General features: G+C 53.0%; 20 protein-coding genes and 1 rRNA gene. All 21 read left to right on the plus strand.

What is annotated here, in order from left to right; genetic code table 11:
- The first annotated feature begins 112 nt into the window (after positions 1-112).
- The 21 genes from rrf to nusG all read left to right on the plus strand — a co-directional run bounded on the left by rrf (position 113) and on the right by nusG (position 19,059).
- Positions 113-229: ribosomal RNA gene (gene rrf, locus QJ48_RS23940) — 5S ribosomal RNA — on the plus strand.
- A gap of 246 nt (positions 230-475) precedes the next feature.
- The gene (locus QJ48_RS23945) at positions 476-937 is read left to right on the plus strand and encodes a CtsR family transcriptional regulator (protein WP_054975975.1); all 462 of its coding nucleotides are present in this window, start codon (positions 476-478) and stop codon (positions 935-937) included.
- Between the two features lie 46 nt (positions 938-983).
- On the plus strand, positions 984-1,502 hold the full coding sequence (locus QJ48_RS23950) for a UvrB/UvrC motif-containing protein (protein ID WP_054975976.1): 519 nt from the start codon (positions 984-986) through the stop codon (positions 1,500-1,502).
- Between the two features lie 25 nt (positions 1,503-1,527).
- A complete protein-coding gene (locus QJ48_RS23955) occupies positions 1,528-2,595 on the plus strand; it encodes a protein arginine kinase (protein WP_054975977.1) in 1,068 nt (355 codons plus the stop codon).
- A 61-nt stretch (positions 2,596-2,656) separates the two neighbouring features.
- Positions 2,657-5,101 carry an ATP-dependent protease ATP-binding subunit ClpC gene (gene clpC, locus QJ48_RS23960; RefSeq protein WP_054975978.1) on the plus strand — a complete coding sequence of 815 codons (2,445 nt, stop codon included), beginning with the start codon at positions 2,657-2,659 and terminating at the stop codon, positions 5,099-5,101.
- A gap of 177 nt (positions 5,102-5,278) precedes the next feature.
- Positions 5,279-6,646: a DNA repair protein RadA gene (gene radA, locus QJ48_RS23965; RefSeq protein ID WP_054975979.1), complete on the plus strand. Its 1,368-nt coding sequence runs from the start codon at positions 5,279-5,281 to the stop codon at positions 6,644-6,646.
- 188 nt (positions 6,647-6,834) lie between these two features.
- Positions 6,835-7,914: a DNA integrity scanning diadenylate cyclase DisA gene (gene disA, locus QJ48_RS23970; RefSeq protein ID WP_272948151.1), complete on the plus strand. Its 1,080-nt coding sequence runs from the start codon at positions 6,835-6,837 to the stop codon at positions 7,912-7,914.
- A 75-nt stretch (positions 7,915-7,989) separates the two neighbouring features.
- On the plus strand, positions 7,990-8,724 hold the full coding sequence (gene pssA / locus QJ48_RS23975) for a CDP-diacylglycerol--serine O-phosphatidyltransferase (protein WP_054975980.1): 735 nt from the start codon (positions 7,990-7,992) through the stop codon (positions 8,722-8,724).
- Between the two features lie 166 nt (positions 8,725-8,890).
- Positions 8,891-9,988 carry a PIN/TRAM domain-containing protein gene (locus QJ48_RS23980; protein WP_054975981.1) on the plus strand — a complete coding sequence of 366 codons (1,098 nt, stop codon included), beginning with the start codon at positions 8,891-8,893 and terminating at the stop codon, positions 9,986-9,988.
- Between the two features lie 85 nt (positions 9,989-10,073).
- Entirely contained in the window at positions 10,074-10,781 is a 708-nt protein-coding gene (gene ispD, locus QJ48_RS23985; protein WP_082420660.1) for a 2-C-methyl-D-erythritol 4-phosphate cytidylyltransferase, read from the plus strand.
- Positions 10,778-11,263 carry a 2-C-methyl-D-erythritol 2,4-cyclodiphosphate synthase gene (ispF, locus tag QJ48_RS23990; RefSeq protein WP_054975983.1) on the plus strand — a complete coding sequence of 162 codons (486 nt, stop codon included), beginning with the start codon at positions 10,778-10,780 and terminating at the stop codon, positions 11,261-11,263. Before ispD ends, ispF begins: the two co-directional genes overlap by 4 nt.
- Positions 11,264-11,332: 69 nt before the next feature.
- The gene (gene gltX, locus QJ48_RS23995; RefSeq protein WP_193394488.1) at positions 11,333-12,787 is read left to right on the plus strand and encodes a glutamate--tRNA ligase; all 1,455 of its coding nucleotides are present in this window, start codon (positions 11,333-11,335) and stop codon (positions 12,785-12,787) included.
- A gap of 413 nt (positions 12,788-13,200) precedes the next feature.
- Positions 13,201-13,863, plus strand: coding sequence for a serine O-acetyltransferase (gene cysE / locus QJ48_RS24000; RefSeq protein WP_193394487.1), 663 nt, complete (start codon positions 13,201-13,203; stop codon positions 13,861-13,863).
- Complete coding sequence (cysS, locus tag QJ48_RS24005; RefSeq protein WP_054975985.1) at positions 13,853-15,250, plus strand: cysteine--tRNA ligase; 1,398 nt, start codon at positions 13,853-13,855, stop codon at positions 15,248-15,250. The genes cysE and cysS overlap by 11 nt, the downstream gene beginning before the upstream one ends.
- A gap of 4 nt (positions 15,251-15,254) precedes the next feature.
- The gene (locus QJ48_RS24010; protein WP_054975986.1) at positions 15,255-15,722 is read left to right on the plus strand and encodes a Mini-ribonuclease 3; all 468 of its coding nucleotides are present in this window, start codon (positions 15,255-15,257) and stop codon (positions 15,720-15,722) included.
- A 1-nt stretch (position 15,723) separates the two neighbouring features.
- Positions 15,724-16,464 (plus strand): 23S rRNA (guanosine(2251)-2'-O)-methyltransferase RlmB, encoded by a 741-nt coding sequence (gene rlmB / locus QJ48_RS24015; protein WP_054975987.1) that lies wholly within the window; start codon positions 15,724-15,726, stop codon positions 16,462-16,464.
- 24 nt (positions 16,465-16,488) lie between these two features.
- Positions 16,489-17,004, plus strand: a complete 516-nt coding sequence (locus QJ48_RS24020) for an NYN domain-containing protein (protein WP_054975988.1) — start codon at positions 16,489-16,491, stop codon at positions 17,002-17,004.
- A 128-nt stretch (positions 17,005-17,132) separates the two neighbouring features.
- Entirely contained in the window at positions 17,133-17,777 is a 645-nt protein-coding gene (gene sigH / locus QJ48_RS24025; RefSeq protein WP_025851016.1) for an RNA polymerase sporulation sigma factor SigH, read from the plus strand.
- Positions 17,778-18,117: 340 nt separating this feature from the next.
- Positions 18,118-18,267, plus strand: a complete 150-nt coding sequence (gene rpmG / locus QJ48_RS24030) for a 50S ribosomal protein L33 (RefSeq protein WP_025851018.1) — start codon at positions 18,118-18,120, stop codon at positions 18,265-18,267.
- 17 nt (positions 18,268-18,284) lie between these two features.
- Positions 18,285-18,497 (plus strand): preprotein translocase subunit SecE, encoded by a 213-nt coding sequence (gene secE, locus QJ48_RS24035; RefSeq protein ID WP_010498901.1) that lies wholly within the window; start codon positions 18,285-18,287, stop codon positions 18,495-18,497.
- 28 nt (positions 18,498-18,525) lie between these two features.
- On the plus strand, positions 18,526-19,059 hold the full coding sequence (nusG, locus tag QJ48_RS24040; RefSeq protein ID WP_010498900.1) for a transcription termination/antitermination protein NusG: 534 nt from the start codon (positions 18,526-18,528) through the stop codon (positions 19,057-19,059).
- The last annotated feature ends 3 nt before the right edge of the window (positions 19,060-19,062 follow it).

Raw genomic sequence — 19,062 nt, forward strand, 5'->3', positions numbered from 1 at the left:
TCGAGGGCTTATCCAATACGATTCACTTTACGCTATGTTTCGATCCAGTTTTCAGGGTGCAAGTCGCCTTGAACAAAGTAAAGATGTTTCGTGGCAGAAACATCGCAATCCGTTTGGTGATGATGGCGGAAGGGAACCACGCGTACCCATCCCGAACACGACCGTTAAGCCTTCCAGCGCCGATGGTACTTGGACCGCAGGGTCCTGGGAGAGTAGGACGTCGCCAAGCACAAGAGCTTCTTCGGATTTTATCCGGAGAGGCTCTTTTTCTTTATCTCGGCAAGAATAAAAGTGCCCGGACGACCCCAAACTAAGAAATAGGTGGGGGAGTTGCAATCTTACGCAAATCTGCTATAATGTAGTTAAAGTCAAAGAAAGTCAAAGTCAATGATTCTGCCACCTAGACTTATACCAGATCATCTAGGCTTTCTTTGCTTTAAATATGGTTTTACTTCTGTCGCGGGAGGTCGAATAGATGCGCAATGTTTCAGAAATTATTGAGCAATATCTGAAGCAAACTTTGCAGCAGAGCCCCGACGGTGTGATCGAGATCCAACGCAATGAGCTGGCCGATCAATTCAACTGCGTTCCCTCGCAGATCAATTACGTCATTAGTACCCGTTTTACGTTGGAGAAAGGGTACATTGTCGAGAGCAAGCGGGGCGGCGGCGGTTACATTCGAATTCAAAGAATCGAGCTGCAATCGCATGGCGCGGTGATGGATCATATTTTCCAAACCATCGGTACGCACATGGATCAGCTTGCATCCGAAGGACTGCTGTATCAGCTGGAAGAAGGGGGCTTCATCACTTCGCGGGAAGCGGCATTGATGAAAGCAGCCATTACCCGGGAGGTCCTGATCTTGAAGCTGCCTCTAAGGGATGAGATCAGGGCAAGAATATTGAAGGCGATGTTGATTTCTTTGCTAAGCAAATGATATTCGTATCCTGCCGTCCCAAGGCAAGATTAAAGGAGGGACCCAGATGATTTGTCAGGAATGTGGCAAGAAGCAAGCGACGCTTCATTTTACGAAAATTTTGAATGGCGAGAAGACGGAGTTTCACATTTGCGAATCGTGCGCCAGAGAAAAAGGGGAGCTCATCCCGGGGACGGCCAATGGGTTTTCCATTCATAATCTGCTCAGCGGACTGCTTGATTTCGAACCGTCGGCGCACAGTACGCTCGCCAACAAAGTACAGCCCAGCCGCTGCGAGCACTGCGGACTAACATATACGCAGTTCAGTAAGGTCGGCCGTTTCGGCTGCAGCGAGTGCTATAAGCATTTTGGGGAGAAGCTGGACCCGTTGTTCAAACGCGTCCATGGCAACATTATTCATACCGGCAAGGTTCCCAAGCGATCCGGCGGGTTAATTAAACATAAGCGTGAAATCGATCAGTTGAAAAAGGAATTGCTGATCCGTATCGATAATGAGGAATTCGAAGAAGCAGCCCGTCTGCGGGATCAAATCCGCGAGCTTGAGAAAAAGGTTGCCGAAGGTTAGACGGGTGACGTAAGGAGGAGTGCTTATGACGGAAGCAAGCCGTTTTACAGAGAATGCGCTTAGCGATTGGATGAAGGGTGAAGGGCCGGATTCGGATATCGTCATTAGCAGCCGCATACGCATCGCGCGAAATATACAGGCGTACCCCTTCCCCATGTTGGCAACGAACCAGCAATCGAAGGAAGTGCTGGAGCAAGTAGCCCAAGTCGCTCATAATGAAGAGTTGGGTACGATCAGCCGGTTTTCGATGCTGCCGCTTTCCGAGTTGAATGAACTGGAGAGACGGGTGCTGGTCGAAAAGCATTTGATTAGTCCGGCATTGGCTAACGAATCGCGCAACGGAGCCGTCATTCTCAGTGACAACGAGTCCGTTAGCATTATGGTCAATGAAGAAGACCATCTTCGGATTCAGTGCTTGTGTCCTGGTTTTCAGATTAAAGAAGCTTGGGATCTGGCCAACCAGATCGACGATATTTTCGAAACGCATTTAAATTATGCTTTTGACGAAAAGCGTGGGTACATGACGAGCTGTCCTACGAACGTGGGCACGGGGATTCGCGCTTCGGTGATGATCCATCTTCCCGCGCTCGTGCTGACGCAGCAGATCAACCGCATATTGTCGGCTATTACTCAGGTGGGGCTGGCCGTGCGGGGCTTGTATGGCGAAGGCAGCGAAGCGCTCGGCAATCTGTTCCAGATTTCGAACCAGATTACGTTGGGACAATCCGAAGAGGAAATTATCGATAACCTGTACAGCGTCGTAAGGCAAATTATCGAGCACGAACGTGCAGCCAGACAGAAGCTGATCTACGAGACGAGAGCCAAAATTTTGGACCGGGTCAGCCGTTCTTACGGCGTCTTGTCGTATGCGGCGATTATGGATTCCAAAGAAGCGGCGCAGCGGCTGTCGGACGTGCGGCTCGGGATTGATCTCGGGTTTATCAAAAATGTCTCTCCGCATGTGCTCAACGAGCTTTTGGTTATGACCCAGCCGGGTTTTTTGCAGCAGACGGCAGGAGAAAAGCTGACACCTGAAGAAAGAGACATTAGACGGGCACAGCTCATCAGAGAAAAAATTGCGGAAACGGGCTAGCCGTCAACATACGAAACCGCATAATAAGCATACGCTATACCAATCTTTGGAGGTGTTACACATGATGTTTGGCAGATTTACGGAACGCGCGCAAAAGGTATTGTCCTTGGCGCAGGAGGAAGCAGTTCGTTTGGGACACAACAATATCGGAACAGAGCACATTCTGCTCGGTCTGATTCGTGAAGGCGAAGGCATTGCCGCGAAGGCGCTCATTGCGCTCGGACTCGGCCTGGAGAAAATTCAAGACGAAGTCGAATCGCTGATCGGACGGGGACAAGAGCAGCCATCGAATATCGCATACACGCCGCGGGCGAAAAAAGTAATCGAGCTGTCGATGGACGAAGCCCGCAAGCTGGGACACACGTACGTCGGAACGGAGCACATTCTGCTCGGCTTGATTCGTGAAGGCGAAGGCGTTGCTGCACGCGTATTGAACAATTTGGGCGTGAGCCTGAACAAGGCCCGTCAGCAAGTGCTTCAACTGCTCGGCAGCAGCGAGGTGGTCTCGCCTAACCATGGTAACCCGACGAATGTGAATACACCGACGTTGGACGGTCTGGCTCGCGATCTGACGGCTTATGCCAAGGAAGGCAACCTGGACCCGGTCATCGGCCGCAGCAAAGAAATTGAGCGCGTGATTCAAGTGCTCAGCCGCCGTACAAAAAACAATCCGGTTCTCATTGGTGAGCCCGGCGTAGGTAAAACGGCGATTGCCGAAGGACTGGCACAAAAAATCGTCGCGAACGAAATTCCGGAAACGCTGCGCGATAAGCGTGTCATGACCTTGGATATGGGGTCGGTCGTCGCCGGTACGAAATACCGCGGCGAATTCGAAGACCGCCTGAAAAAAATTATGGATGAAATCCGGCAAGCCGGAAACATCATCTTGTTCATTGATGAATTGCATACGTTGATCGGTGCCGGCGGGGCGGAGGGTGCGATCGACGCTTCGAATATTTTGAAGCCGGCTCTGGCTCGCGGAGAGCTTCAGTGCATCGGGGCTACGACGCTTGACGAGTACCGCAAATATATCGAAAAGGACGCAGCGCTGGAAAGACGCTTCCAGCCGATTACGGTCGATCAACCGTCGCCGGAAGAAGCGATTCAGATTTTGCACGGGCTGCGTGACCGTTACGAAGCGCATCACCGCGTGAAAATTACGGATGAAGCCATTGAGCAAGCCGTGAAGCTATCCGACCGTTATATTACGGACCGGTTCCTTCCGGATAAAGCGATCGACTTGATCGACGAAGCCAGCTCCAAAGTAAGGCTCCGTTCGTATACGGTACCGCCGGATCTGAAAAAGCTGGAAAGCCGTCTCGATGATATCCGCAAGGAAAAAGACGCTGCCGTGCAAAGCCAGGAATTCGAGAAAGCAGCATCGCTGCGCGATACGGAGCAGAAGCTGCGGGAAGAGCTCGACTCGACGAAGAACGAATGGAAAGAGAAGCAAGGACGCACCGACTCCGAAGTGACGCCGGACGATATTGCCCAAGTCGTAGCAAGCTGGACCGGTATTCCTGTCGTGAAGCTGGCCGAGGAAGAAACTCAGCGCCTGCTGAAAATGGAATCTATCCTGCATGACCGGGTGATCGGCCAGGATGAAGCGGTCAAAGCGGTCAGCCGCGCGATTCGCCGGGCTAGAGCGGGTCTTAAAGATCCGAAACGCCCGATGGGCTCGTTTATCTTCCTTGGTCCGACCGGTGTCGGGAAAACCGAGCTGGCTCGTGCGCTTGCCGAGTCTCTCTTCGGTGACGAGAATGCCGTCATTCGGATCGACATGTCCGAGTACATGGAGAAACATTCTACGTCTCGTTTGGTCGGAGCGCCTCCGGGATACGTCGGCTACGAAGAAGGCGGCCAATTGACCGAAAAAGTACGCCGCAAGCCGTACTCCGTTGTCCTGCTGGACGAAATCGAAAAAGCGCACCCTGAAGTATTCAATATTTTGCTGCAGGTGCTTGAAGACGGCCGCCTGACGGACTCCAAAGGCCGTACGGTCGACTTCCGCAATACGCTGATCATCATGACATCGAACGTCGGGGCCGATACGATCAAGAGAAACTCGACGCTCGGCTTCACTGCCGCACATGATGCAGGCAAAGATTATAACAATATGAAAGAAAAAGTAATGGGCGAGCTGAAGAAAAGCTTCCGTCCGGAGTTCTTGAACCGGATCGACGAGATTATCGTGTTCCACTCCTTGGAAGAACAGCATATCGCCGAGATCGTTACTTTGATGGCCGACGACCTTCGCAAACGGTTGAAAGAGCAGGAAGTTGAATTCTTCCTGACCGATTCGGCCAAAGCGTTCCTCGCCAAAGAAGGCTACGATCCGACCTTCGGCGCGAGACCGCTGCGCAGAGCGATTCAGAAGCACATCGAAGACCGGTTGTCGGAGGAATTGCTGCGCGGCAACATCACCAAAGGCGACACGCTTACGATCGACGAGAAGGACGGCGAATTGATCGTTCATCGCAATCAAGGCGTCGGTACGGAGGCTTAAGTCTAAAATTCAGGAGCGCAGGCTCCTTCCATAGCATCCCACGGCTGCAAGCTGGGCCGGAGGGATGCTTTTATTATTTACCATTAAAGCTTTTTTTCTTTTCAGCGGCGGCAAGGGTTTTCAAGACAGGGTCAAAATGGTAAACTTTGAGTTGGGATCAGAAAGCAGGGTTAAATGATGGCGAAAACAAAAACGAAGTTCTTCTGCCAGTCATGCGGCTACGAATCGCCGAAATGGCTCGGCAAATGTCCGGGCTGCGAAGCTTGGAATACATTTGTGGAAGAAGTGGAGACCGTTGTTAAGAGCAAAGGGCTGCACACAAATTTTTTGAACAAGAAAGAAAAAGCGGTTTCTATCATAAACATAGAAAGCAGTCAAGAAGAGCGGATCGTAACGGACAATCGGGAGTTAAACCGCGTGCTTGGCGGCGGCATCGTGCCCGGCTCCTTGATTCTGGTAGGCGGCGACCCGGGGATCGGGAAGTCGACGCTGCTTCTGCAAACGTCCCATTTGCTGACGCAGTTGGACTTGAAGGTGCTGTACATTTCCGGTGAGGAATCCGTCCGCCAGACGAAGCTGAGGGCAGACCGGCTGCAAGCCGTTTCCCCGCTGTTGTTCGTGCTTTGCGAAACGAATGTGGAGCATATCGAAGCGGCGATTGACGAGATCGAGCCGGATTTCATCGTCATCGACTCGATCCAAACGGTATACCACGGTGCCGTGGCTTCCGCGCCCGGTTCAGTCTCTCAAGTTCGGGAATGCACGGGGCATTTTATGCGGATTGCTAAAATGAAAGGAATCGCAACCGTTCTCGTTGGTCATGTTACTAAAGAGGGCGCCATTGCCGGACCGCGATTACTCGAACATATGGTCGATTGCGTGCTGTATTTCGAAGGGGAACGGCATCATTCGTACCGGGTGCTTCGCGCTGTTAAAAACCGGTTCGGTTCGACCAACGAAATCGGGATTTTCGAAATGCGGGAAAGCGGCTTGGTTGAGGTTAACAATCCGTCAGAGCTGTTTTTGTCCGAACGGCCGCTGGGCGTTGCCGGCTCGACCGTCGTCGCCAGTATGGAGGGGACGCGTCCCGTGCTCGTAGAGCTTCAAGCGCTCGTCTCGTCCACCAACTTCCCATCCCCCCGGCGGATGGCGACCGGCTTCGATCATAACCGGCTGTCGCTCATTATCGCGGTGCTGGAGAAGCGGATGGGCATGTTCTTGCAAAATCAGGACGCTTACCTTAACGTCGCAGGCGGCGTGAAGCTGGATGAGCCGGCGGTCGACCTTGCGGTAGCGGTCAGCATCGCCTCCAGCTTCCGCGAACAGCCGACGCAGCCGTTCGACGTCATCTTCGGCGAAGTCGGACTGACGGGCGAGGTGCGCGGCGTGTCCCGCGTCGACCAGCGGGTGCGGGAAGCGGAGAAGCTCGGCTTCCGCCGCGTGATTCTCCCGCAAAAAAGCCTGAAAGGCTGGACGCCCCCGGCAGGCATTCAAATTATCGGCGTCAACACCGTAGCCGAAGCGCTATCGGCTGCTTTAGTATAATTCTTTTGGTTATCAAGTTTTCAGTGGAGAACAGTGCAACTGCCGGAGAGTTTACGTGCCGCCCTTGAATTCGGAAAAATACCGCTATAGTTATATTAAATTTTCCGAATTCAAGAGCGGCCGCAGGCAGTTGCAGCTGTCTCGGAACGTCCGAACTTGATCACCAAAACTCGTCAGGAGGGACACCATTGAGCAAGGAAGAAGCAAAACGCGACGTCATGAGCCAGCTGCTGCAGCTCGTTGCGCCAGGCACGCCGTTCCGGGAAGGGCTGGAGAACGTGCTGCGCGCCAAAACGGGCGGCTTAATCGTCGTCGGCTACAGCCCGGAAGTGATGGAGATTGTAGACGGCGGCTTTTCCATCAACTGCGATTTTTCCCCAAACTACTTATATGAGCTGGCCAAAATGGACGGCGCGATCATCCTCAGCGAGGATTTAAAGCGTATTCTGTATGCGAATACGCAGCTGATTCCGGACTCTTCGATTACGTCTACCGAAACGGGCATTCGGCACCGGACGGCGGAGCGCGTCGCGAAGCAGACCTCCAAGCTTGTGGTGTCCATCTCGCAGCGGCGCAACGTCATTACCTTGTATCAAGGCAGCTTGCGCTATTCGCTCAAAGATATCGGCGTTATTTTGACGAAAGCGAATCAAGCGATCCAAACGCTGGAGAAATACAAGTCCGTATTGGACCAGGATTTGACCAATCTGGGCGCTTCCGAATTTGAGGAGCTGGTTACTTTGCACGATGTTACCGGTGTGATGCAACGTATTGAGATGGTTTTACGTATTAAAGGAGAGATCAAGCGTTACATTAACGAGCTCGGTAACGAAGGCCGGTTGATCAGCATGCAGTTGGAGGAATTGGTTGGCAACACTGAGAATGAAGCTTACTTGCTGATTAAGGATTACGTCAAAGAGTTGACTGAAGAGAAGGTAAAAGAAGTCCAAGCGACGCTCAAGAAGCATTCGACCGACGAGATGCTCGATCATTCGCACATTGCACGGGCGCTCGGCTATCCGCATACGACTGGCAGCGCGGAGGAGACGATCTCGCCAAGAGGCTACCGGGTACTGAACAAAATACCGCGTCTTCCCTCCGTCATTATACATAATCTGGTGGAACGGTTTGGTCAGCTCCCGCATCTGATGATGGCGACGATTGAGGAATTGGACGAAGTGGACGGCATCGGCGAAGTTCGTGCACGCACGATTAAAGAAGGATTAAAGAGGATTCAAGATCAGGTGCTCATTGACAGACATATTTAAGTTGCATACAATCAGAGGGTAGCCAAATATTATTAGGATATTAGGGTACAGTAAAACCAGAGGTGGACTAAAACAATGATAACAAAATCCCTTCCGAACTTGTTTACGATTGGGAACTTGTTCTTAGGTATTATTGCAATTATTTCCGTGTTTAATAGTAAACCCGAGCTTGCTGCGATCATGGTCATCGTCGCGATGCTTCTGGACGGATTGGACGGACGCGTTGCCCGTGCGCTCAATGCGCAGAGCGAATTCGGCAAAGAGCTGGACTCGCTGTCCGATGTCATCTCGTTCGGTGTAGCGCCGGCGTTCATCATGTATGTGGTGGCTTTCACCGAGATGAATGCAGCGGCAGCGTGGATCGTGACCGCGATCTTCCCGATCTGCGGCGCGCTTCGTCTGGCCCGCTTCAATGTCGTTGCCGGGACGCCGGGATATTTTATCGGCTTGCCGATTCCTGCAGCCGGCGGCGTATTGTGTACGCTCGCGCTCTTCCATAAAGAGTTGAACACTGTCGTACTCGTCTTGTCGACGCTTCTGCTGTCCTACTTGATGGTCAGCACCGTGAAATACCCGAACTTCAAAAAGGTCGGCATCCCGAAAGCTGCCATCTGGATTACGCCCGTTGTCGTCGTGGTTGCCGTTGTACTGGCTGTCATGTATCCGGGGCTGCTGTCCAAGCTCATCTTCGTACCGCTGCTACTTTATGCGCTGTACGGCTTAAAAAAAAACGTTGATCGGCTGTTCTTCTGGAAACGAAGAAAACGTCCGTCCATGGAAGAGCCGGAGTCCAAAACAACGAACATCTAAAACCGCATAGGCTGCATAAGGCTATGAAAATAAAAAGCATTTGTTTTCCGCAAGGAAAATGAATGCTTTTTTTCATTTTCTTCAACTGATACGATTAGGCTTGAGTAATTTGGATCATAATTGTAGAAGAAGGCAGAATTTGTTATTTTTATGGAGGTGAAAGTCTATGATGAAAAAATGGTTCCAGCTTCTATTTGCAGTAATCGGCGGTGCGTTAGGAGTACGGTGGAGTGATACGATAGGGAAACCATGTTTTGAATTCATAGCATCGGTTTTGGGACGGGAAGAGATTCAAGGACAAGCCCTCTGGATGCTGGGGGCCGGCGCGCTGCTCTTCTATTCGATCAGTTCTTGGGCATTAACGTATCTGCTGAACGTGGTGCAGCGGGGAGAGGAACGGATTGCCAACGTACCGGTGACCGATCTGCTTGCGGGCTCGATCGGGATGGTCGTCGGCTTGCTCTTTTCGTCGGTGCTGCTCCATCCGTTCAGTCAAGCAGGCGTGTTCAGCCCCCTGCTGCACATGCTGCTGATCGCGGCATTTTCGTATGCGGGCTATCGGCTTGGGGCAGTCAAACAGGAGGAGCTGTTCACCGTGCTGGACGCACGTCGATCGGATCGCGGGAAAGGAGCGTCCGGAGAGCCCAAAGGATTCGAGGAGCATAAAATTCTCGATACGAGCGTGATTATTGACGGACGTATAGCGGATATTTGCAAAACCGGATTTATCGAGGGAACCCTTGTCATTCCTGAATTCGTGCTGGAAGAGCTGCAGCATATTGCCGATTCGTCGGATTTGCTCAAGCGCAACCGCGGCCGTCGGGGGCTGGACATTTTGAACAAAATCCAGAAGGAGCTTGATGTCAAAGTACTCATCTACGAGGGGGATTTCGAAGAGATTTCCGAGGTGGACAGCAAGCTTGTGCGTCTGGCCAAAGCTTTGCAGGGCAAAGTGATTACGAACGACTTCAATCTCAACAAAGTATGCGAGCTGCAGGGCGTATCGGTTCTGAATATCAACGATCTGGCGAATGCGGTGAAGCCGGTCGTACTGCCCGGAGAGGAAATTCTGGTGCAAGTCATCAAGGACGGCAAGGAGCACGGACAGGGTGTCGCCTATTTGGATGACGGCACGATGATTGTCGTGGAAGGCGGCCGGGACTTTATCGGCATGACGCTCGATGTGCTGGTGACAAGCGTTCTGCAAACGTCAGCTGGTCGAATGATATTTGCCAAGCCGAAGCTATTGGAAAAAGCGCTCTAACACGGTATGATAAGATAGATGCGCTTAGAATAAGGCAAACGGGTTTGCTTCATTCGGAGCCGAACCATAGTGGCAGGTGGACAAGGTGACGGATAAACTAGGGGTCGTGGTCGTAGCGGCGGGCAGAGGCTCGCGTATGCGGACGCAAGAAAGCAAGCAATACTTGCTGCTGGACGGTAAACCGATTCTGGTACATACGCTGGAGCTGTTCGATCGGCTGGAAGCCGTAAGCGACGTCGTGTTGGTTACGGGTGCGGACGATGTAGAGCGGTGCCGGGGCTATATCGAGACTTACGGGCTCAGAAAGGTGAAGCGGGTGATTCCCGGGGGGAAGGAACGTCAAGACTCCGTTTACCAAGGGCTATTGGCCTTGGACGGCACCGCCCATTGGGTGATGGTGCACGACGGCGTCCGGCCGTTTGCCGCCCGGGAGCATATCGCGGCATGCCTGGATAAAGCGGTAGAGACCGAAGCGGCTGTTCTGGCCGTACCCGTAAAAGATACGATTAAAATTGTGGACGGCGAAGGGTTGATCCAAGCGACCCCGGACCGGCGCAGCTTGTGGGCGATTCAGACCCCGCAGGCTTTTCGTTTTTCTTTGCTGCGCGATGCGCACGAGCGGGCACGGGAGGAAGGCTTCGTCGGGACGGACGACGCCATGCTGGTCGAACGGCTTGGCGTCCGGGTCGCTGTAGTCGAAGCCGACTATTACAATATCAAAATCACGACGCCTGAGGACTTGCCTTGGGCCGAGTGGATCATTCGACATGTCAGGGGAGAGCGAGAGTCATGATACGAGTGGGACAAGGGTTCGACGTGCATCAACTGGTGGAGGGACGCAAGTGCATTATCGGCGGCGTGGACATTCCTTTTGAAAAAGGGCTGCTCGGGCATTCCGATGCGGACGTGCTGCTGCACGCTCTGACCGACGCGATTCTTGGAGCGCTGGGGCTCGGGGATATCGGGAAGCACTTTCCCGACACGGATGCCGCGTATAAGGATGCGGACAGCTATAAACTGCTTGTTCAAGTATGGGAGACAGCCAAGCAAGAGGGGTACCGTCTGGGCAATGCGGACTGCACGATCATCGCGCAGAAGCCGAAGATGGCGCCGTACATTCCCGCAATGGTCGAACGGATCGCAAGCGCGCTCGAATCGGAGCCGTCACAGATTAATGTGAAAGCGACGACGACGGAGCAGCTCGGCTTCACCGGGCGGGGCGAAGGGATTGCCGCACAGGCGGTTGTTTGTCTTGTGAAAGATGTGATATTATAACAAATAATCTTTTTACGGATCGAATGGCTTCCGGCGAGCGGTTGGCGCGGGAGTACGGGAGGAGAGGGCATTATGGCAGAGTTTCGCGTAAGATACGCGCCGAGTCCGACGGGGCATTTGCACATTGGCGGAGCACGGACGGCATTGTTCGATTATTTGATTGCCCGCAAGCAAGGCGGGAAATTTATTGTCCGTTTCGAGGACACGGATCAGACGAGACATGTGGAATCGGGCGTCGACAGCCAGCTTAACGGTCTTAAGTGGCTCGGCGTGGATTGGGACGAGAGCGTGGACATCGGCGGACCGTACGGACCGTACCGGCAAACGGAGCGGCTTCATTTGTATCAGCCGTTTGTCGATCAGCTGCTGGAAAACGGCGGTGCGTACCGCTGCTTTTGCTCGGAAGCGGATCTGGAGAAGGAACGCGCAGAGCAGGAAGCGGCAGGGCAGATGCCGATGTACTCTGGAAGATGTCGTCATTTGACGCCGGAGCAAGTCGAAGCGTTTGTGGCCGAGGGCCGCAAGCCGTCGATTCGTTTTCGCGTACCGGAAAACCGGGTGATCGCCTTCGAGGACCGCATCCGCGAGCATGTCGAGTTTGAGAGCAACGGGATCGGCGACTTCATCATCGTGCGTCCGGACGGCATTCCGACGTATAATTTTGCCGTTATTTTGGATGACCATCTGATGAAAATTTCATTGGTCATCCGTGGCGAAGAGCATTTGACCAATACGCCGCGGCAAATTATGATGTACGAGGCGCTCGGGCTGCCTGTGCCGGAATTCGCCCATTTGGCGCTCATCTTGAACCCGGACCGCAAGAAGATGAGCAAGCGGGACGAGTCCATCATCCAATTCATCGAGCAGTACAAAGAGCTCGGGTATTTGCCGGAAGCGGTTATGAACTTTATCGCCCTGCTCGGCTGGTCGCCCAAAGGCGAGGAAGAAATTTTCACCAGAGAAGAGCTGATCGAGCAGTTCGATCTGGACCGGGTGTCCAAGAGTCCGGCCGTATTCGACATGGACAAGCTCAACTGGATGAACAACCTCTATATTAAAAAAGCCGATACCGCGCGGATTACGAAGCTGGCCCTGCCCCATTTACAGAAAGCCGGCAAGCTGCCGGAGGCGCTCACCCCCGAGCAAGAGCAGTGGGTTCACTCGCTCGTCGGGCTTTATCAGGAGCAGCTGCGTTACGCCGCCGAAATCGTGCCGTTGTCCGAGCTGTTCTTCCGTGAGGACGTCAGCTATGACGATGAGGCCAAAGCGATGCTTGCCGAAGAGCATGCGCCGATCGTTCTTGGCAGTTTTTTGAAGCAGGTTGAGGCCGCAACCGAGTTTACCGTGGATGCGCTGAAAGCGATGATCAAGGCGGTGCAGACGGAGACCGGTTATAAAGGAAAGCAGCTGTTCATGACCATCCGTGTGGCGCTGACGGGACAAATGCACGGGCCCGATCTGAACATAACGCTGCATTTGCTGGGAAAAGAAACGGTATCCGCACGCATTAAGAAGTTATTGTAATGCCTACGGTTTTCTTATATACTTAGAAAAAAATAAGATCATTTCTTCGAAAACATACATCTACGGCGACGAACGGGAAAGTACGGAAAAGTCGGGATTCCCAGAGAGGACGATCGGTTCAGTAACGAACCGGCTGCGAGTCGTCCAATTCCCCTTTTGCGGAAGTGCACCCGGGAGCCGTAAAGACGATCTGACGCGAGCGCTCCGGTGCAGCGGCAGGGTAGTCTTTACCGTGACGTTCACGATACGAACGATAGAGACGGATAGACGTTGGGCCGTGCGTTGCCCTTGTACGTTTATCCAAGCAGAGTGGAACCGCGAAAGAAGACGCCTCTGCAGCCGAAAAGGCTGTGGAAGGCGTTTTTTTGCGTGATGCGTAGACGAAGGCGTCGCACAGGAACGGGGGATGATACGTGTTTGCCAGAATGAAAGAAGACATCGAGACGATCTTTGAGAACGATCCGGCGGCGAGAAGCTGGTTTGAGGTCGTGTTCACCTATTCCGGTTTGCACGCCCTCTGGGCGCATCGCGTGGCGCACTGGTTTTATAAAAAAAGCTGGTTCACTATCGCGCGAATCATTTCGCAAGCCAGCCGTTTTATGACAGGGATCGAAATCCATCCCGGCGCCGTGATCGGGAGGCGTTTTTTTATCGACCACGGCATGGGCGTCGTCATTGGAGAAACGTGCGAGATCGGCGACGACGTGCTGCTCTATCACGGCGTAACGCTTGGGGGAACCGGCAAGGAGCGGGGGAAGCGGCATCCGACCATCGGCAATAACGTGGTCATCTCGGCCGGGGCAAAGGTGCTCGGGTCCTTCACGGTAGGGGACAACTCGCGGATCGGGTCGAACTCTGTCGTATTAAGCGAAGTTCCGGCCAACAGCACCGTCGTCGGAATCCCGGGCAAAATCGTCAAGCGGGACGGCGTGCGCGTCGGACGCTTGGAGCATGACAAGCTTTCGGACCCTGTTCTCGATATGATTCGCCAAATGCAGCAGCAAATCGACGAGCTGAAGGCTGAGGGTCATCAAGAAAAGACCAGAATTGGAGGAGCCGTGAAACATGAGTCTTAAGATTTATAATACGTTGACTCGCACGAAAGAAGATTTCAAACCGCTGGAAGCGGGTAAGGTGAAAATGTACGTCTGCGGTCCCACCGTGTACAGCTACATTCACATCGGAAACGCGCGTCCGGTCATTTTTTTTGACGTCGTGCGACGTTATTTGGAATCGATCGGCTACGAAGTGACGTATGCCGCCAACTTTACGGATGTGGACGACAAGCTGATTAAAAAAGCGGCCGAAATGGGAGTCACCGTACCGGAGGTTGCCGACTTGTTCGTGCAAAAATATTACGAAGACACCCAAGGGCTCGGGGTGCGGGAAGCGACGCTTCATCCGCGCGTCACCCAGAACATGGCCGAGATCATCGATTTCATCTCCGGACTGGTGGAGAAAGATTATGCCTACGAGGCCGGCGGGGACGTCTTCTTCCGGACGGCCAAATTTCCGGAGTACGGCAAGCTGTCGCACCAGAATCTGGAAGAGCTGCAATATGGCATTCGTGTAGACGTCGACGAGCGGAAGGAAAGCCCGCAGGATTTTGTGCTCTGGAAAGCGGCGAAGCCGGGCGAAATCAGCTGGTCGAGTCCGTGGGGCGAAGGGCGCCCGGGCTGGCACATCGAATGCTCGGCGATGATCCGCAAATATTTGGGCGATTCGATCGACATTCACGGAGGCGGACTGGACCTGACCTTCCCGCACCACGAATGCGAAATTGCGCAGTCCGAAGGCTTGACGGGTCAGAAAATGGCCAGCTACTGGATGCATAACGGGTTCGTGAACGTTAACGATGAGAAAATGTCGAAATCGCTCGGCAACGGAATCAATGTACACGAGCTGCTGAAGACGATTCCGGGTCAAGTCATCCGGTACTTCATGCTGTCCGGCCATTACCGCAATCCGCTCAACTTCAGCGACGAAGCTGTGGAGCAGGCGAGAGGAAGCTTGGCGCGGATTGAGAACTGTCTTTCCGCGCTGAAGCACCGTCTCAAAACGGCGGAAGCGGGGGAAGTCGATGCCGAAATGGCGGCGGCGGTGCTAACCGCGCAGCAGCAGTTCGAAAGTAAGATGAACGATGATTTCAATACGCCGGACGCGATAACTGCAGTATTCGAGCTCGTCAATGCGGCCAATCCGTACATCAACCGTGAGCAGGTGACGGCTCCCACCTTGGAGCTGCTGCTGAAGCAGTTTGAAGCGATGGATCAAGTGCTGGGCATACTAGCTCCTGAAGCCGAGGATCTGCTGGATGAAGAAATCGAACAATTGATCGTCGAACGGACGGAAGCCCGCAAAGCGAAAAATTGGGCGCGAGCCGACGAAATCCGCAATCTGTTGACTGAGCGCGGCATCGTGCTTGAGGATACGGCCCAAGGCATTCGTTGGCGGCGGAGCTAGAGCGATGGAACGGGATGAACAGGCGCTGCCTTATTTGCAAGCGAATTTGTTTTCTTTTCCGCCTTCGCGCGAGCCGAGGCTGTTGAACCCCCTCGTGCTGGCCTATATGGGCGATGCCGTCTATGAAGTCTTTATCCGGCAATATGTCGTCTCGCAGACGAATCATAAGCCGAACCATCTTCACCGGCTGTCTACCCGGTATGTCTCGGCCAAGGCACAGGCGAAGGCGCTGCAGCGCTGGCTGCCGCTTCTGACCGAAGAGGAGACGGATATCGTCAAGCGGGGAAGAAACGCCAAATCGGGCACAACGGCCAAAAATGCCGATGTGCTCGAATACCGCCACAGCACGGCGTTCGAGTGCCTGATCGGCTACTTGTATTATACACAGCGGTGGGAGAGGCTTCAGCAGCTGTTGATGCTCTCCTTGGAGCGGGATGAAACATCAACGACAACAGGAAAGGGGGACGCTTGACGTGGAAGAATTTATCGGAGGCAAGCATTCCGTACTCGAAGCGCTGCGTTCCGGGCGGACCATCAACAAAATTTGGATCGCCGAGCAGGTTCAAAAACAACTTACCCAGCCGATCCTCGCGGAAGCGAAGCAGAACGGCGTCATCGTGCAATTTGCGGACAAGCGCAAGCTTGACCAAATGACCGGCGGTGTACAGCATCAAGGCGTCGTTGCTCAGGTAGCGGCGTATGCCTATGCCGAAGTGGAGGATCTGCTGGCTTTGGCCGCGGAACGCAACGAAATGCCGTTCCTGCTCATTCTCGACGAAATCGAGGACCCGCATAACTTGGGGTCCATCCTGCGGACGGCGGACTGTACCGGCGTACACGGGGTCATCATTCCGAAGCGGCGTTCCGTGGGGCTGACCGCAACGGTATCCAAAACCTCCGCAGGCGCGGTCGAATACGTGCCCGTAGCCCGCGTCACCAACCTCGCCCAGACGATCGAACAGCTTAAGGAGCAGGGCGTTTGGATCGCCGGAGCCGATGTGGGGGCGCAGCAGCCGGTCTATCAAACAAACTTGAATCTTCCTCTGGCTATCGTGATCGGCAATGAGAACAAAGGCATCGGGCGGCTCATTCGCGAAAAATGCGACTTTTTGTTGAAGCTGCCGATGTTCGGTCAAATCAACTCGCTTAACGCCTCAGTCGCGGCGTCGGTGTTCATGTATGAAGTCGTCCGGCAGCGAATGGCTGCGGAATAGCGTCATGCAGCGGGGCGATGCGGCATGATTCAGGAGATCCTCATCGTAGACGGTTACAACATCATCGGATCATGGCCGGAATTGCAAAGGCTGAAGGAGATCCGGCTGGAGGAAGCACGCGACCGGCTGATCGAAACGATGGCCGAATACCAGTCGTTCTCCGGGATGAAGGTTATCGTGGTGTTTGACGCTTACTACGTTCCGGGGCTTGGCGGCAAATATTTGCAAAGCAAGCTCCCGGTCTACTACACTAAAGAAAAGGAAACGGCGGACGAGCTGATCGAGAGGCTCGTCACCGCCCATATCGGACGGCGCAAACAGGTATATGTCGCAACCTCCGATATGACGGAGCAGCATGTAATTTTCGGCAAAGGGGCTTTCCGGATTCCGGCAAGCGAACTTTTGGTCAAGGTGAGGCAGGTCCGCCAGGAAATCCGCCGGACGATCGACACCGAAGCAGCGCCGAAGCGCAATTCGTTTGACAGCAGACTTAGCGGAGATATACGCGATCAGCTGGAGAAATGGCGCAGGGGGAATTAGGGGCTTTGAAGGCGATGCCTGTAAATCAGCCAACAATCTAGTTTTTGTAGCGGGAATCCGGTTGACGGCGCTAGATTACATAATGTATACTAGTCCTATCTTTCAAGCGTTGGGCCGGAGGGATTGTAGTGAGTGTCGACCTCAAAGAGTTGAGAATGTACGAATACGACCTCAAGGCAGACGAAGATGTGGTCGAAGCGGTCCGTGAAGGGGATAGCGACGCCTTAGAGTACTTGATCAACAAGTACAAGAACTTCGTTCGCGCCAAAGCGCGCTCTTATTTTCTAATCGGCGCTGATAGAGAGGATATCGTACAAGAGGGAATGATCGGCCTGTATAAATCGATCCGCGACTTCCGCGGCGATAAGCTAGCCTCCTTCAAAGCGTTTGCCGAGCTTTGCATCACCCGTCAAATCATTACGGCCATCAAAACCGCCACTCGCCAGAAGCATATCCCCCTGAATTCCTACGTTTCGTTGGACAAGCCCATCTATGATGAAGATTCCGACAGGACGCTACTCGATGTCATTTGCGGCTCCCGTGTATCCGATCCCGAGGAATTGATCATTAATCAAGAGGAGTTCAGCGGGCTGGAAGATAAAATGGGAGAGATATTGAGCGACCTGGAACGCAGGGTGCTGATGCTGTATTTGGACGGACGATCCTATCAGGAAATCGCCGTGGATTTGGACCGGCACGTCAAGTCGATTGACAATGCATTGCAGCGCGTGAAGCGCAAGCTGGAGAGGTATTTGGAAGTGCGTGACGCATAAAACGTAGATAAGCGCCTTTATTGCTGTGATAGCAAGGTGCTTTTTTTGTTTTATAGATATAGACTTTATAAGTCATCAGCTATGTTTAGAGATTATTATAGAACTAATGTTCGCGCATGGCAAGATGTCCTTTTGTAAAAAAATAATCAAGTTTTCGTTTAGGAACGAGCCGCCTGGTCAATAATGGATGAGACGGGACAGGCGCTATGTTAATCCTTTTTCCTTGACAGAAGATAGGCCGTATGCTAAAGTATATCGGGTAGCCTTAGACGAAAAGGCGTTTTTTTGCTGGTCGTGTAAGGTTGTAAATTTCGAGGCTGGTCCGTAGGAGGTGTACATCATGCGGGTGATCATCACGTTAGCGTGCACAAACTGCAAGCAAAGAAACTATACATCCACCAAAAATAAGCGCAACCATCCTGACCGCATGGAGCTCAAGAAATATTGCAAGTTTTGCAATGAACAAACTGCTCATCGCGAGACTCGCTAGTTTTTGGAGGTGTAGTTGTGTCCTTTTTGGCTAAAATGAAGCAGGGATTCGGCAACACATTTTCCTTTTTCGGCGATAGCTGGTCTGAGCTGAAAAAAGTGAAATGGCCCACCCGTAAAGAATTGATTAGCTATACGCTGGTCGTGTTGTTTACGGTTGCCTTCGTGACGGTGTACTTCTACGTTCTGGACTTAGGAATTTCTGAGCTGCTTCGCCTCGTGTTTAAATAAATTTAGGCTATAGGGTGGCGCTATGGAAATGGAAAAAAGATGGTACGTCGTTCATACCTACTCCGGGTATGAAAACAAGGTAAAGGCCAATTTGGAGAAACGCGTCGAATCCATGGATATGAAGGACAAGATCTTTCGTGTGCTCGTTCCCATGGAGGAGGAGCTTGTGAATAAGGATGGCAAGAAAAAAACGGTTATGCGCAAAGTATATCCGGGGTACGTTCTCGTGGAGATGATCCAAACGGACGACTCTTGGTATGTGGTGCGCAACACACCCGGCGTTACCGGGTTCGTGGGATCAACCGGTTCGGGATCGAAGCCGACGGCTTTGCTTCCGGAGGAAGTCGATTCTATTCTCAAGCATATGGGTATCGAAGAGCCGAAGCCGAAAATCGACTTCGAACTCAAAGAGACCGTGCGCGTGAAAGTCGGGCCGTTCGCCAATTTTGTCGGTTCCGTGGAAGAAATTCTGCTCGACAAAAGCAAGCTGAAGGTCCATGTCAACATGTTCGGCAGAGAAACGCCGCTTGAGCTCGACTACCACCAGGTGGAAAAGCTGTAGCGT

The organism is Paenibacillus sp. A3 (genome assembly GCF_001399685.1).
Classification (GTDB): domain Bacteria; phylum Bacillota; class Bacilli; order Paenibacillales; family NBRC-103111; genus Paenibacillus_G.

Bases quoted from the DNA above. Each gene is read 5' to 3' on its own strand.
- radA (WP_054975979.1), top strand. From the start codon at position 5,279: ATGGCGAAAACAAAAACGAAGTTCTTCTGCCAGTCATGCGGCTACGAA.
- QJ48_RS24010 (WP_054975986.1), top strand. From the start codon at position 15,255: ATGGAACGGGATGAACAGGCGCTGCCTTATTTGCAAGCGAATTTGTTT.
- pssA (WP_054975980.1), top strand. From the start codon at position 7,990: ATGATAACAAAATCCCTTCCGAACTTGTTTACGATTGGGAACTTGTTC.
- clpC (WP_054975978.1), top strand. From the start codon at position 2,657: ATGATGTTTGGCAGATTTACGGAACGCGCGCAAAAGGTATTGTCCTTG.
- QJ48_RS24020 (WP_054975988.1), top strand. From the start codon at position 16,489: ATGATTCAGGAGATCCTCATCGTAGACGGTTACAACATCATCGGATCA.
- rpmG (WP_025851018.1), top strand. From the start codon at position 18,118: ATGCGGGTGATCATCACGTTAGCGTGCACAAACTGCAAGCAAAGAAAC.
- cysS (WP_054975985.1), top strand. From the start codon at position 13,853: ATGAGTCTTAAGATTTATAATACGTTGACTCGCACGAAAGAAGATTTC.
- QJ48_RS23980 (WP_054975981.1), top strand. From the start codon at position 8,891: ATGATGAAAAAATGGTTCCAGCTTCTATTTGCAGTAATCGGCGGTGCG.
- ispF (WP_054975983.1), top strand. From the start codon at position 10,778: ATGATACGAGTGGGACAAGGGTTCGACGTGCATCAACTGGTGGAGGGA.
- QJ48_RS23950 (WP_054975976.1), top strand. From the start codon at position 984: ATGATTTGTCAGGAATGTGGCAAGAAGCAAGCGACGCTTCATTTTACG.
- QJ48_RS23945 (WP_054975975.1), top strand. From the start codon at position 476: ATGCGCAATGTTTCAGAAATTATTGAGCAATATCTGAAGCAAACTTTG.
- QJ48_RS23955 (WP_054975977.1), top strand. From the start codon at position 1,528: ATGACGGAAGCAAGCCGTTTTACAGAGAATGCGCTTAGCGATTGGATG.
- nusG (WP_010498900.1), top strand. From the start codon at position 18,526: ATGGAAAAAAGATGGTACGTCGTTCATACCTACTCCGGGTATGAAAAC.